Origin of the sequence: Limosilactobacillus reuteri (assembly GCF_020785355.1) — a bacterium.
Taxonomy (GTDB): domain Bacteria; phylum Bacillota; class Bacilli; order Lactobacillales; family Lactobacillaceae; genus Limosilactobacillus; species Limosilactobacillus reuteri_I.
In genome coordinates, this window is record NZ_JAJGVH010000069.1 from 35,237 (window position 1) to 50,347 (window position 15,111).

Sequence of the window (15,111 nt, forward strand, 5' to 3'; positions counted from 1 at the left end):
ATAAAGAGGTTGGGGAGTTCCCAGCCTCTTTGTATTTATTAACCGTTTTGGATTAGTTGTGGCGCTTCTTTGAGCTGTAAGTGATACCAAGTGTACCAAGTAATGCAGTGGCAGCTAAAGCAACAATTGACATAGAAGATTGATCTACCTTTTGTGATGATTCACTCTTCTTAGCAGGAGTTTGCTTCTTAGCAACAGTGTCAGCTTTTACAACTGACTTCTCATTGTTGTCTGCTTTAGTGGCTTTATTATCAGCAGTAGAAGCAACCGGTGTTTGTGTACCATTATTTGTAGTAGCAGCAACTGCAGCTGTTTGTGTTACAACTGGAGCTGAACTTTCATTACTCTTAACAGTGTTTTCAGCAGCATGATTTCCTGTAGTAACAACTGGTGCAACTGCAATTGGCGTTTGCGTAGCTGTCTTTACAATCGATGGTGCTGAAACTGGTTGAATGCGTCCAGTAGTTTCAGCTTGTAGACGGTTTGTAGCCGTTGGGAAAGCAACAGTATCAACATTGCCGTCATTAGCTGCTTCCACTGCTGAAGGAAGAACAACAGTATTATTTGCTAACCGAACTTCATTAGCTCTCTTAGCATCTTCACGTTGTTGAATAGCTGCTAATTGAACGTTGAATTGTTCAGCAAGTTTGTTATAAGCAGCCTTGTTTTCAGCCTTTAGTTCAGCAAGAACAGCATCACCATGGGCAATAACTGCTTGGTGTTGATCTTGCAATTGCTTGATTTGTGGATCAATGCTTGGAACAAGTTCATTAATCTTAGCATCAAGCTTTGCATTTTCAGTTTTCTTGATATTAGCGATCTTAGCGTCACGATCAGCAGCAAGCTTTTGTGCGGCTACTTGATCAGCCTTTACTAAGTTTTGGTAGGCACTGTCTAATTGAGCCTTGTAAGCTTGAAGATCAACAGCTCCAGTAGCCTTAAGAGCAGCATCACGAACACTAGCTGCCTTAGTAACTGCAGCATCATAGTTAGCTTTTACTTGAGCCTTTGCATCATTATATTGTTGTTCAAGCTTATTTAAGTTAGCTTTGTGGGCACTAGTTAATGCATCAAGAGATTGTTGTGCTTGTGCCTTAACATCAGCTAATTTTTGTTGTTCACTAGCAGTAGCTTTTTGCACATCAGTAGCAGTTGGCGTAACCGTCTTTGTCCCTGGTACTTTATTAACATGATATTGAGCAGTCTTAATAGTATTTAATTGTGCATCAACAGTTGAAGTTCCCCATACATTACGATTTTGAACTTCTTTAGTTAAGTTAGCATCATGGTTAATGTTAAATCCAATGTGATCAAATGTTACAGCGTATGATGGGTTCTTGCGATCAGAAACACCTGAACCATTCTTAGCAGTCATTTCATCAGTTAGCTTTTGGAAGCCAATTCCCACAGTGCGAACACCAGCACGAAGAAGATTAACTGCATGTCCACCGATGTGTGTTGGGTTTACCAATTCACCATAGTACATACCCTGCATTGAGTTGTAGAGATTAATAGCGTAATTTAGAAGAGTTGGCGTTCCAGCTTGCATAGTAGTTAAGTTTTCATTAACGTCAGTGTAAACTGTCTTACCATTAAATTCGCTTGTTAAACTCTTTTGCAAGTTTTGGGTGGCATTATTAATAATGCTACTATAAGTTGCTTCGGTAGGCATTCCACTGTCTTTAACAGTATGGCTATTATTATCAACATTGTACTTTGTCCGGTTAGCAACAACTTGGTTAGCAATGTTATCAGCAAAGTCAGTGCTTACTAAATCAACTGGAGCAACGTTCACAAAGCCATCATTCTTATTAACCGCATTGTAAAATTCACGGTAGTTTTGGAAAACATTGTTACGGAATCCATTTTCCCATGAAAGAGCTAATGCCCGTAATACCTGAACTTGGGCAGCTGTTAATCCATCAGCAGAAACTTTTTCTGAATGATCATTTTTAGCATCGTAACTTAATAGACCTGGTTGGAAATCTAATGGCATCTCTGAAATATCATGTGGAGTTGATTCAGCAGCCTTGTTTGTAATTACTGCACTATCAGGATATTCACCATAGTAAGTATTAGCAAATTCAGGATAAGTATAATCAGATACAGGAATAGCACCATTATAGCCACGAACTTCTAGATGAATTCCGTATTTTGCTACATAGTCAGGAACCTTAACATCTGTTTGTGGTTTAGCAACTCGGCCAGTAACAGCAACCTCATTAGTAGTTGCGACTTCATAAGGCTTGTTAGCATTAGCAGTTGCGGTTGCAAGAGATGCTTCAGCATTTTTAACATTTTCTGCATTAGTTGCTTGTTGAGCAGATAACTTACCTTGGTAAGCATCATTTTCCTTAGCAACAGCTGAGTTGTAATTATTGGCAGCAGCCTGTGCTTGGCTTGTCTGCGTATTAGCTGCATCACTTAAAGCTTGTTGATATTGTGCATTGATATCAGCAACAGCTTGTTGATTTTCAGCAGCTTGACTAACAGCTTGTGCGTACTGTTGATCATTTGCTGCACGTTGAGTGGCTTCGTTTTGTTGTTGTGCGTTAATTTGTTGTTGGTATTCAGCATTAGCAGCTGAAGTTTGTGCTTCAATAGAAGCAGCAGTAGAAGCTTGTGCTTGTGCAATAGCACCGGCTTGTTCTTGTTCTAGAGCAGCATGACTAGCTTTTAATTGGTCAATTTGTGCGTTGGTTTGTGCAAGATCCGCAGCATTTGATTGCTCGTTGGCCGTAGCTTGTTGAGCTTCTTTACTATCATTAGCTGATTGCAATTGTGCAAGTTGCTGATCAGCAGTTGCTCGAACTTGGTCGTAAGTAACTTGGTCATTACTTACTTGTGCATTGTTTTGACTATTATCAGCGTGTACATCTGTCGTTGAAGTGGTGGTAACGACACCTGCTGTCAAGATTGCCCCCGCAATCAAAGCAGTTGAACGCCAATTATTTGTATTCGAATTTCTCATTTTAATAAACCCCCGTTTATGAAAAAATATTCAAAAGAAAATAAATTATTCATGCAAGGTTTATTGCTTAATGACTTAACAGTTCCTACTATATCAAGGTTTTTAGGGATTACAAGAGAGACAATTCTCAAAAAGATCCTTTTTGCATTTTAACTATTCACCTGTTAAGTTGCTTCCCTTATTAGCGAAATAGCCATTCATTAATCAGACGAATATTTTTATAACTATGGTTAAAATGCCTTTATATCAATGTTTAATTACTAATCAAGCAATTAGCAAATAGTATGTATCAATATTTCATTTTTATTGTTTAAAACTATTTTAAAAAGCCCTCAAAAAATTTAAATTTTTTCAAACCTGTTCCCACGATAATTATAAGTTACTAAACGAATTTATCTTTACACTAAAATCCACAAATTATTACCGTTTCATTTTTGTTCAAATGTCTTATTTAGAGACAACTATGAAAGAATGATACAGATAAAGTGGGGTAATAAACAATCACTATTCAGCCCTTATTTAACAGCTGGTAATCCGAACAAACGTTGATATAATAGCACTTGCGGTCTATTGATTATTTAACTAATCATAATTTGCTAATATATTTGTCATCTGAATAAATGGATTGATAAGCCAATTACCAAAACAGACTATTTTTTTACTTATTTTTGTCTATTTTTTCGATATTTTTAGGCAATTCGCTTTAAAAGAGAGCCTCCTTAATCCCAATAATTTTATGCATAAAATCAGATCTTACCATCAATTTTCAACTATCCTAATTAGTTTTTAACCTCCATAGTGATTGCCTAGATCATTAATAATGTCTATTATTTAAATCAAAAAAGACATAGGTTAACTCATTTCAGAGTCATCCTATGTCTTTTTCTACATTAAAGGAAAATTACTTTTCGTCTTTCTTATCTTCGTTAGACTTCTTGTCTTCTTCCTTCTTATCGTCTTTTTCTTCATCCTTCTTTTCAGATGGTGAAGTATATTCTTTACTATCGTCTTTTGCGGCGTCCTTAGCATCAACGATTACGAGTTGACCATCCTTCATTTCAGCAACAAGGTTCTTTGCGTCGAGGTGGTCAAGGTAGTAATCAGTTACCTTATCACGGATTTCACGTTCGATAACTCGACGAAGAGGACGAGCACCCATGGCTTCATCGTAACCTTCATCAATAAGGTATTGCTTTGCAGTATCAGTAACCTTAACATCCATGCCCTTCTTAGCCAACGTCCGGTTAACTTCAGCAAGCATTAAGTCAACGATTTGCTTCAAGTCTTCCTTAGTCAAGCTGTGGAATTCAACAATAGCGTTGAACCGGTTCAAGAATTCAGGACGGAAGTAAGTAGTCAACTTCTTAATTAAGTCTTCTTCATCTTCGTTCCGGCCCATCTTAACTGGAGCATCGTTGGAGTAGCCGGCATTTGATGTAGCAATGATAACAGTATTCTTAAAGTCAATAGTGTTACCTTGTCCATCAGTTAGCCGACCATCATCAAGTACTTGAAGCAAGAGGGTGATAACTTGTGGATTAGCCTTTTCAATTTCATCAAGAAGAATAATTGAATAAGGGTGACGACGAACCTTTTCAGTCAAGGTATTACCGTTGTCTTCGTAACCAACATAACCAGCAGTAGCACCGATCATCTTAGATACGGCTGTCCGGTCAGAGTATTCAGACATATCTAACCGAATAATGTCATCCTTGCTACCAAACATATCAAGGGCTAGTTGCTTAGCAAGTTCAGTCTTACCAACACCAGTAGGTCCAACGAAGAGGAAACTACCAATTGGTGAATCGCCTTCGTCAAATCCAGCACGGTTACGACGAATAGCACGAGCAACTGCTTCAACAGCTTTATCTTGGCCAATAACCTTGCCTTCAAGCCGCTTGTCCATGTCCTTTAAACGTTCAACGTCACTAGCACCAATCTTGGAAACTGGAATACCAGTCATTTGTTCTACAGCCTTAGCAACGTCTTCTGGAGTAGCAGTAACCTTTTCAGATTCAGAGTTTTCACTCAATTGCTTCTTCAAGTCAGCAATCTTTTCCTTGGCATCTTGGGCAGCCTTGTAATCTTCTTTCTTAGCAGCCGCTTTTTGCTTCTTTTCTTCTGCTTCGATATCTTTTTCAATTGCCTTAGCATCACGTGCTGGGTGCTTTGCTGCTAAGTGAGCAGCAGTCATATCGATTAAGTCGATAGCCTTGTCAGGTAATGCGCGTTGTGGCATGTATTGAACAGAGTAATCAACAGCAGCTTGGAGAACGTCATCTGGTAACTTTACATTGTGGTGACGTTCGTACAAGTCACGGATACCTTTAAGAATAGCTACAGTATCAGCCTTACTTGGAGCATTAACAGTAACAGCATTGAACCGCCGTGCTAATGCAGCATCCTTCATAATAGTGTTCCGGTATTCATCTTGAGTAGTTGCACCGATAACCGTTAGTTCACCACGGGATAATGCTGGCTTAATAATGTCAGACATACCCTTGGAACCACTAGAATCACCAGTTGAACCGGCACCGATAATTTGGTGAATTTCATCGAAGAAGAGGATGATATTTCCAGCCTTCTTGACTTCATCAACCAACTTTTGCATGTTTTCTTCAAAGCTACCACGGTATTGAGTACCTGCTTCAAGGCCAGAAATATCGATACTGATAATTTCCTTGTCCTTGATAGCAGCTGGTACATCGCCAGAAACAATTGCTTGTGCTAATCCTTCAACAACAGCAGTCTTACCAACACCAGCGTCCCCAACTAATACAGGGTTGTTCTTTGTCCGCCGGCTTAAAATTTCAGCTGTTTCTTGGATTTCCTTGTTCCGACCAATAACAGGGTCAAGTTCATGTTCACGAGCTTCTTGAGTTAAGTTTCGACCTAACTTGTGTAAGATACTGTCCTTACCTGCGTTAGGTTGAGGGCCAGGTTGCCCACCTTGTTGAGGATTTGCACCGCCTGGCAATTGACCAGTTCTACGATATTCAGCAAATTCTTCTGGTGTTACTTCACGACCATTGATTAGGTAACGCCGATTATCAGAATTGAAACCATTCATGCCACCCATTAATTGATTAAAGATGTCATTCATGTCGTTGTCAAATGGATTCATTGGGTTTTGAGCCATATGCAATCCCTCCTCAATTAAATATAATATTTTGTTTTCTAAGTTTCGTAGTCTAAGTATTCTAGAAGTTAAAAGTTAACGCATTTAACTTCCTGTGGCTACAGCAAAGCCACAATCTCATTCGAGGTAATGCTCTTCTAGTTCTTTAAGGACCTCCCACATGCTCTTGTCCTGAGCACGAGCCAAGGCATCAAGATCACGCAGGTTAAGCGAGGTCGAACTAGACTGTGGTTTGTTAAACGATTTGTGTAAAGTCGTGTAGCCGTAACCGGAACGCTTGGAAACTTGATAAATGGTCAAGTGGTTAACTTCCAAATAATGTTTGATGTCGATCCGCATTGCTACCCACTTCCTTTACGATTAATATTATATCACATTTGTGGAGTAAAACAACAAAAAAGACACGAAAAAATAAAAAAAATTGTAGAATATAAATTTAATATTAAATTAAAGGCGGACTAATAATCACAAACATTTTCGCGCTTTATTATATTTACATTTGTCATCAATAAATAATTTTGTAATTAATAATTTTTCTCAATCAACTCTTGACAAAAATTAAAAAACAATTAGAATAATTAATAATCAGTTAATCAAAAGGAGGACACAATGATGAGCACTGCGACAATTCACTTGAATCAAGCGTATGTCTTCTGGTTTAGCGCGATTACCGTCCGCTAACCAGCAGTGATTTTATCATTGTGATGTTCCCGGATGACCCCCAAACATCCGAGAGCCTCTTTTATACTCATTCCAATCTGATCAAGAAGCCCTGGATGTTTTTCCTATAGCATTCAGGGCTTCTTTTTTTCTAAATCTACATATTATATAGGAGGAATTTATCATGCCAACTACTAAAAAAGAAATTCTCAATCGTCTTAACAATAATTTCGCTAAACTCACTCCTGGCGGGATCCGCGAATTTGACTATCAAGTCAGCGCAATTCCTGGCATCATTAAACTAACATTAGGTGAACCAGACTTTAATGTGCCAGTCGCAATGAAGCAGGCCGCAATCGATAGCATCAATGCCAATGATTCACACTATGCTCCGGGAAATGGGACCTTAGCACTACGCCAAGCAATCGCTCACTTCATGCAAGATCGTTACGAGCTGGAATACGATCCGGAAAGCGAAATTGCTGTTACAGTTGGCGCAACAGAAGGAATTTTCGCTTCTCTTTCTACTATTATTAATCCTGGCGACGAAATTATCATTCCAACCCCAACTTTCCCCTTCTACATGGCTGTCACAAAGATTCTTGGTGGGATTCCGATTGAAGTTGATACAAGCAGCGATGATTTTGTTCTCACACCCGCAAGACTCCAGAGCGTACTAGAAGAACATCCTAACGCAAAGGGACTAGTTCTTAACTACCCCTCCAACCCAACTGGTGTTACTTACACCCAAGATCAAATTAAAGCACTAGCCAATACGGTTAAATCAACTAACCTGATTGTAATTGCAGATGAAATTTACTCGGAACTTGTTTACGGAGCTACTCATACTTCAATCGCTAATTACATCCCCGAACAAACGCTAATTTTAAATGGTGCCTCAAAGTCACATGCAATGACTGGTTACCGAATTGGTTTTATCGCTGGGCCACAAGAATTGATGAAATCAGTCAGTGCCATTCACGCGATGTTAGTAACCGCTGCTTCTAATCCAGCAATGGCCGCTGCAGTAGCCGCATTTGGTACTGACGAAGGAAAAACAGCTACTCAAGAAATGAAAGATGCCTATGAGCAACGACGAGATTTTGTTGTTAATAACCTCCAAAAATTAAGGTTCGAACTGATTAATCCTCAAGGAGCCTTCTACGTATTTGCCAAGATTCCTGAACAATATGGTAATGATGACCTTAAATTTGCGACAGATCTTGCCAATGAAGGAAAAGTTGCTGTGATTCCTGGTTCCTTCTTTGGAGCTGGCGGCCAAGGATATGTTCGAATTAGTTACGCCACCAGTATGGAAAATCTAACCGGAGCTCTTGATAACATTGCATCCTTCATTAATAAGGAGAATTAACATGACAAAAATCTTGATGACTAGTGTGCGGGACGATGAACAAACCGCCATTAACGAATACGCAAAAGAACACAATATCGAAATCATCACAACGCCGAAATTGATTGATGATGCTGTTGAATTAACGGCCGATGTTGATGGACTCGTGATTCAGCAACGTAGTAAAGTTCCGGCTGATATTTATGAAAAGCTACATACCAATGGGCTCAAACAGATTGCAACGCGGACAGCTGGTTTTGACATGGTCGACATCAAAAAGGCCAACGAAAATGGCTTAGTCGTGACCAATGTACCAGCATATTCACCGCGGAGTGTCGCCGAGTTTGCATTAATGCAGATTTTCCGGTTACTTCGGAAAACTTACCGCTTTGACCACCAAGTCGCCGAAAATGACTTCCGCTGGTTTAGCGATGAACAATCGACTGAAATTCATACTGCCACGATTGGGATTATTGGTGTTGGACGCATTGGCGGAACCCTGGCAAAACTTCTTCATGTATTGGGTGCTACCGTTCTAGGATATGACACGAATCCACGCACTGACCTCGATGGAATTGTTCAGTTCGTTTCTAAAGAAGAATTACTAAAGCAAGCCAATGTTGTTAGTCTCCACGTCGATTTAAACTCAACTTCCAAAGGATTGTTGACTGCTAAAGACTTTGCAATGATGAAACCAACTGCTGGTTTGGTCAATGCTAGCCGTGGTCCAGTCGTTAATACAGCTGATTTAGTTACAGCCCTTAAAAAAGGAACAATTGCAGCAGCAGCTCTTGACACTTTTGAAGGTGAAGAAACGGTGGCGGCCACAAATCGCCGAGAAAAAGGACTTGACGATCAGCCGCTTGTTAAAGAATTACACGAAATGGATAATGTCATTCTTACTCCTCATATTGCCTTCTTTACTAATTTAGCGGTCAAAAATATGGTGGATATTTCACTTGATGATGTGATGACAATCCTTAATGGCGAAAAATCACCACATGAAATTACCTTATAATTGAGCACCCTCATTGACCAAAAGTATTGTCTCGATTACACTATGGGTATTAAAAGGAGGGAACGGCTATGAGTAAATATAAAGTAACAGCAACTAAGACAACAACGGGGATGCAAGTTTCCGCCGGCACGCGTGGCTTTGAAATTACGTTTGATGAACCAGAAAGTACAAATACGGGGATGAATCCAGTAGAAATTCTCCTTGCATCATTTGGTGCCTGTCAGGCAATCACTGCCCAAGCATTAGCTAAAAAGCGTAACTTTGATTTACGAGCTTTTTGGGTAACAATCGAGGGTGATCTTGGTCGTGAAGATGTTGCTGATGGTAAGAATGTTCGTAAGTTTACTGAGATCCGTTACCAACCACACCTTCGCAGCAGCGAGGCTGATGAAGACATCAAGAAGTTCCTCGCTGACGTTGCCGCAAAGTGTCCCGTGGAAAACACTCTGACCTACGGAACGAAATTTGTTCAAGATGGATTTGTAAAAGTTGATTAGTTGAAAAAATGGCTGAGGAGAAAAAATTCTTCCCAGCCATTTACTTTTTAAATAAAATCTTGATAGTAGCAAAAATCCCAATAACTGTAAAAACAATACAGATACTTTTTTCATAAACATCGCTTGCATCCGGAATACCTAAAATCCAAAAGAATGTAACAATAAAATAGATATAAAAACTAGGATCAGTATAAAAATTACGGTTAAACTTTACTTTCATTGCCGACACCATCTTTCTATTAAGTTAATGTTCTTTATATTGTTAGTATAAAAGATAAAATCTTATTTGGTTCATTCTGCAAAAAATTAAACGAACTTTGCAAAATATCAAAAATGATAACATTAGGATTATAATTAAATCGGAATAAAGAGATGAAAGAGTAAAAGGAGTGATATTAATGTCTTATAAATTCAACAGGAAATACTATCGAAGCCTAGATTTTTATTTTGGAGTTTTCACCATTATTCTGTGGTTTATCTCTTTCCTTTTTCCTATCTCATCTATTGATTTTTGGGTTAGCGGTGCCTTTCTAATCTATTCAGTCTATGCATTATTTAGTAGCTTAACCATTAAAAAATAAAATTAAAATAGGAGTATCCTAAGCATCACAGCCTAAGACACTCCTATTTATTTTCCAGAAAGTTAGTCAGTAACTTTAATTTCCGATAACTTACTGTAACTTTCACTTCATTACTATCAAAATATATTATTCTTTCTTTTTTATCAAATCTTTGTATGGATAAAGGATTAATCAACGTGCTTTGATTTACTCGCAATAACCGATCATCTACTATTTTTCCTAGTTCACCATGATATTCAATCCGCATATTCTTTCCAACAATTCGTAGCCGTCGATTAGCATTTTTAACTGATTCGATATAATAAAGATCATCAAAATTAACTTGACGTTTTACACCATGGATTGGTTCATAAGCAAATTTTTCTTGGTGTTTTGAATTAGCATTTACATAATTTTGATAGCGAATATATGCTTCATCGATATCTGTTCGAAGTCGATCCTTAACAGATTCAATTTGATTATTTTTTGATATATAGTCAAATGGCTCTATTCGTCGTGAAACAGTATAAGGTAAATATTCTTGATAAGCAGTTACAAAGATAATTTCGGCAAATTCGGCCTTTTTTCGAATCTGCTCAGCAACATCTATTCCACTAAGTTGACTATCTAATTCAATATCTAAGACCGCTAAATATTCCTCATCTGTAATCTTGTCAATTACATCCTGAGGATCACTCGTTCGTAAGTAGATTTTCATATCATAACTACGTGGAGTTGGATTAATCAATTTTCGCTGAGAAACTAGGCGCTCTATATAATCAGCTTGATAATCATCATTTTCTAAAATAATTACTTTTAACATTTTATTCTCACTTTCCCTGAATAAAACAAGTCATAATAATTACCTTATCTTTAACTTCCGCTGAAAAAGAATAATGGTCATCATTTTCTACCAACTGTGTCACATTTGAAAGACCAATCCCTTGATGTCCTTCTTTAGTCGAATGTTCAAATTTTAGTGCAGTATTAATATTAAGTTTTTGCTCAATCGAATTAGCAATTACTAATTCATAAACTTCTGGGCTGTGCTTAAGCAACGCAAACTGGATATAAGGTTTAGTTTGCTTAAAAGTTGCTTCAATTGCATTATCCATTAAAATCCCGATAATTCTAGCAGTTTTTATTTCTGAACCCGGCAACTCGTCGATCTCAGCATTAACTTCAAATGAAAATGGAATACCTTTTTCTACTATTTTATAAGCCTTTTCCTTAATAAGATTATGCAAGCCGGAGATTTTAATCTTATCTAATGCATTATCAATTTCATCATAATGCTTTTCAACTGTATCATTTTGAAGAAACGTCGCTAATAATTTCTCTGCTTCCTTATCTTTGTGATCACGAATATATCCTTGAATACTGAGAAGCATATTACGTGTATCGTGACGTTCACGCCGAATTTCATTGTATTGTTTATTTATTTTGTGGGCACTAGCAATTTGTGCCTTATAGTTATCAATAAGTCGTTGTTGATGCTGAGTATTAAATGAAACTTTAATATAACGGAGAAAACCACTAATTCCAATGACTAGAACAGTTAAATATAATAATAAAAATAAAGATATAGCTCTATCTGCCAAATGCATTTTCTCAGTAATTACCGACAAAGAAATATACATTAAAAAAAATATAACAACTTGTTTCCACAAATTTATTGGTCTTTGATAATTAATTTTAAACCATTGGATTTTACTACTAAAAGATACGCTTATAACAATACCTATTATCGTAATAACAAAATCATTCATTAAAACTATCCAACTCGAAGCCTTATTACTACTCAAAAAACTTATATAAGTATAATAATCAGTAAGATCGAAAAACATGCTCATTATCATTGCTACCATCATTGCAATAATGCTGTTAATGATTCTATAAGGAAAAAGTTCGATGCGATCTCCTATCCAAAAATAAAATACTAATAATAGGGGATATATCGAACCAATAGGAGTTGGAATACTAACTATAATAAAACTTGCAATTAAGTCTGCTATAAATAATTTTAATGATAATCGCCTAATAAGAATACGATAAATAACTGCTATTTCAACAAGATTAAAAAAGTCTGCAAGAAATGCTTGCATAACTGTTAATTCAATCATTTTTTATTATGATGTTTATAAAAAGTCCAACTTCCTCTATACCACATTTGACAATTTTCACCCCAAATTTTTGATAGCGTTTTCGTTGATAGTTTTTTATATTTCTTTATCATATTAATTCTCTCCTTTAACCTTTTAATTAAAGAATGTTCCAGTAATATTCGCAATAATTAACATTACTAAAAACACCATTAAATTCAGTGGCCCTGCATGTAAAATACAGTAAATCAAAATTAATCCAACATAAAATAGATTAATAATTACCAAATTTTTCTTCTTTTCTAAGTCCATCGTTAAATCCCTACTTTATCCATCCCTCAGACAAGGCGAATGAAATAATAATTGTTAATATGAAACAAACAACCGCAATCATTATTGAGCGTTCAGCACTTGGGCGCATAATAAATTCTCCTTTAGTAGATAATTACAGGCTCATTTTTCTGTAAGTCGTGAAAGGCTTGACCGGCAACATCTGGATGCATGTTGATACATCCATGCGATCCACCACCTTTAGCGAGATAGGCTTGTTTCGACCAGTCATGACGCCAGCTTGCATCATGAAATCCACATCCACTATCAGTGAAAGGAGACCAATACTGGACTTTACTTGCATATTTCGAACCATCATCATTAAGTCCTCGAAGAACAGACGGTGTTTGCTGGTACATGATATACCAGACACCCTTAGGAGTTTCATTATCTTTGTTATTGGTCCCACTAACAATGTCAGTACTAAGAACACACTTACCATCTTTATAAAACCAGGCATGTTGGTCGGCTAGTGAAACTTCGGCGTAAGTGTCCCCTATACCATTGTTGCTTGTAGTATTATACCCAGTTCCTTGTTGATTATAACCTTTACCATAGATATCATTTTTGGCGTTTACTGTTTGCTTATTTGCAACCAATGCATTCGTAAGAGTCTTTCCAGCTTGTTTTTTACTGATCTTCCAACCATACGAGCCAGCATCTGTTGTTTTGATCACTGATCCATCATGTGTTTTGAGTTCAAATGATTTGCCAAGGGTTGCTTGGGTATTATTAATTTCATCAATCTTTGAATTAGCTGCTCCAGTGTCAAAGTGATATTTTCCATTTTGATATGTTGCTCTGGTAATAATCTCACCACAATTTAATTGATACTTTTTATTTTGTACTTGGTATGTTACAGTTCGTTTTGATAATTCTTCGAGCTTTGCTTTTTCATTCTGAACAGTTTTACTATTTGCAGAAAGCGGAGCTTTGTATACTGGCCTCAAGTAAATAGTTCCGCCAGCAATCTCATTCTCAACTTTATTATGCAAACCATCTAAACTGTATTGAGTACCACCAACTGCTGGTTTTACTTGTACTCGGCCATTTCCGTATACAGCGTAAGCATCAACAGGAGCTTTTCGACCATTATTTAATTCTGTTACCTTTTGACTGACTGCTTGATCAATCTTTGATACTTCACCTTGATTAACATTTTGAGGCTTAATCGCAATGTTCTTTGCCTTAGATGATGGGAAGAAAGTATACTGACTATGTAATGCATTTTTAATTTTTTGTTCGTCAGCACTACTAAACTTTGCTACTGATTGCTTATCCGTAAATACTAACTCATTGTTAACATAAATTTTTGGCGATTGTGGATTATCTTGTAACTTCTTTAATGCTTGCTTAGCAGTCAATCCACCAACTGCCACATTATCAATCTTAACGTTCTTATTAAAATGACGACGCTGGTGAATAGTCATGCAGCCAACCACCAGCACTAATAAGTACAATGTAATTATTATTAGTTGTTTAATAGATAGTTTTTGCATAAAAGTACTCCAATAACATCCAAATCTTTAAGTATAATTTCTATACTGAATGATCACTTAGTAAACATATTCATTACGCTCATTCATTATATACTAAAGCGTAAACAATTAGTATATTTTACATTTTTCATAGTATTTTTACTAAAAAAGCGTCTGGCAAAAATACCAGACACTTTTTAGTAACCAAACTATTTAGCGGTTGTAACTTGATATTGATTATTACCCTTAGCTTTGTAGTAAATAGTTTGACCGTTGTAGGTTACAGAACCATTACCTTCCTTGGCATTTTTGTAAAACTCTTCAACAGATGTATTGTTATCAATCACGCCAGCTTTTTGCGCAGCCCGGTAGCTAAAGTTCATCCCATCTTCCACTGTTACAGGTTGTTGAGTTGATGCAGCTTGGGTTGTCTTTCGGCTTACTGTCCGCCGGTTATTTGTGTTGGCGACACTGCGGTTTCCCTTATAGTTATTCGTGGCAGCTTTAGGACTAGCAGTTTGATTAGAATTACTTACCGCCGTTGCTTGAGTTGTATTTTGATTTTGTGCAGGTTGGGCTGTTTGATTACCACTGCTTACTGCGGCCGATGCAGAAGTTGCCTCGCTATCATTAGTATCAGCTACTGAAGACGTATCATCAGAATCACCATCCTTAACTTTATCTGAACTATCTTCCTTGGCTGCTTTATGTTTTTTAGATGAACTGCTGCTTGTAATTGTTTCAGTCTTAGTAGCTTTTTCACTAGCAACTTTCTTTGATGAAGATGGGTGTAGTAACATGTATCCGCCACATACCACAATAATTACAACTAGCAATGAAATAACCGTTAATTTACCCCTATTTTTACTCATCTTTTCCTATCTCCTAATATTTCATTCTAATTTATCTTTTTATTATACTCGATAATTTGATATTTTTTACATTTTGCAGAATTCGTAGCGTTTTCTGCAGAATTCGTAAAAAATCCTCAGCAAAAAACTGAGG

The 15,111-nt window shown here is 37.0% G+C and carries 11 protein-coding genes; 3 read left to right on the forward strand and 8 right to left on the reverse strand.

Annotation, left to right across the window (positions count from 1 at the left end):
* Nucleotides 1-52 precede the first annotated feature (52 nt).
* The 3 genes from LMB56_RS04210 to LMB56_RS04220 all read right to left on the reverse strand — a co-directional run bounded on the left by LMB56_RS04210 (nucleotide 53) and on the right by LMB56_RS04220 (nucleotide 6,449).
* Nucleotides 53-2,971: a hypothetical protein gene (locus LMB56_RS04210; protein WP_229283509.1), complete on the reverse strand. Its 2,919-nt coding sequence runs from the start codon at nucleotides 2,969-2,971 to the stop codon at nucleotides 53-55.
* 901 nt (nucleotides 2,972-3,872) lie between these two features.
* Nucleotides 3,873-6,110 carry an ATP-dependent Clp protease ATP-binding subunit gene (locus LMB56_RS04215; protein WP_219285675.1) on the reverse strand — a complete coding sequence of 746 codons (2,238 nt, stop codon included), beginning with the start codon at nucleotides 6,108-6,110 and terminating at the stop codon, nucleotides 3,873-3,875.
* Nucleotides 6,111-6,227: 117 nt separating this feature from the next.
* Nucleotides 6,228-6,449: a hypothetical protein gene (locus tag LMB56_RS04220; protein WP_003669553.1), complete on the reverse strand. Its 222-nt coding sequence runs from the start codon at nucleotides 6,447-6,449 to the stop codon at nucleotides 6,228-6,230.
* A gap of 505 nt (nucleotides 6,450-6,954) precedes the next feature.
* Between LMB56_RS04220 and LMB56_RS04225 the strand changes: the two genes are divergently transcribed.
* The 3 genes from LMB56_RS04225 (at nucleotide 6,955) to LMB56_RS04235 (ending at nucleotide 9,636) form a co-directional block, all read left to right on the forward strand.
* On the forward strand, nucleotides 6,955-8,142 hold the full coding sequence (locus LMB56_RS04225; protein ID WP_229283508.1) for an aminotransferase class I/II-fold pyridoxal phosphate-dependent enzyme: 1,188 nt from the start codon (nucleotides 6,955-6,957) through the stop codon (nucleotides 8,140-8,142).
* Nucleotide 8,143: 1 nt separating this feature from the next.
* The gene (locus LMB56_RS04230) at nucleotides 8,144-9,139 is read left to right on the forward strand and encodes a D-2-hydroxyacid dehydrogenase (RefSeq protein ID WP_229283507.1); all 996 of its coding nucleotides are present in this window, start codon (nucleotides 8,144-8,146) and stop codon (nucleotides 9,137-9,139) included.
* A 68-nt stretch (nucleotides 9,140-9,207) separates the two neighbouring features.
* A complete protein-coding gene (locus tag LMB56_RS04235) occupies nucleotides 9,208-9,636 on the forward strand; it encodes an OsmC family protein (protein WP_229283506.1) in 429 nt (142 codons plus the stop codon).
* A 40-nt stretch (nucleotides 9,637-9,676) separates the two neighbouring features.
* On the opposite strand, the gene LMB56_RS04240 is transcribed toward LMB56_RS04235, so the two are convergent.
* The 5 genes from LMB56_RS04240 to LMB56_RS04260 all read right to left on the reverse strand — a co-directional run bounded on the left by LMB56_RS04240 (nucleotide 9,677) and on the right by LMB56_RS04260 (nucleotide 14,978).
* A complete protein-coding gene (locus LMB56_RS04240) occupies nucleotides 9,677-9,856 on the reverse strand; it encodes a hypothetical protein (RefSeq protein ID WP_229289116.1) in 180 nt (59 codons plus the stop codon).
* Nucleotides 9,857-10,260: 404 nt separating this feature from the next.
* Nucleotides 10,261-11,019, reverse strand: a complete 759-nt coding sequence (locus LMB56_RS04245) for a LytR/AlgR family response regulator transcription factor (protein WP_229283505.1) — start codon at nucleotides 11,017-11,019, stop codon at nucleotides 10,261-10,263.
* A gap of 7 nt (nucleotides 11,020-11,026) precedes the next feature.
* On the reverse strand, nucleotides 11,027-12,319 hold the full coding sequence (locus tag LMB56_RS04250; protein WP_229283504.1) for a GHKL domain-containing protein: 1,293 nt from the start codon (nucleotides 12,317-12,319) through the stop codon (nucleotides 11,027-11,029).
* 413 nt (nucleotides 12,320-12,732) lie between these two features.
* Nucleotides 12,733-14,127 (reverse strand): L,D-transpeptidase family protein, encoded by a 1,395-nt coding sequence (locus LMB56_RS04255; RefSeq protein ID WP_229283503.1) that lies wholly within the window; start codon nucleotides 14,125-14,127, stop codon nucleotides 12,733-12,735.
* A gap of 188 nt (nucleotides 14,128-14,315) precedes the next feature.
* Nucleotides 14,316-14,978, reverse strand: coding sequence for a hypothetical protein (locus LMB56_RS04260; RefSeq protein WP_229283502.1), 663 nt, complete (start codon nucleotides 14,976-14,978; stop codon nucleotides 14,316-14,318).
* Between the last annotated feature and the right edge of the window lie 133 nt (nucleotides 14,979-15,111).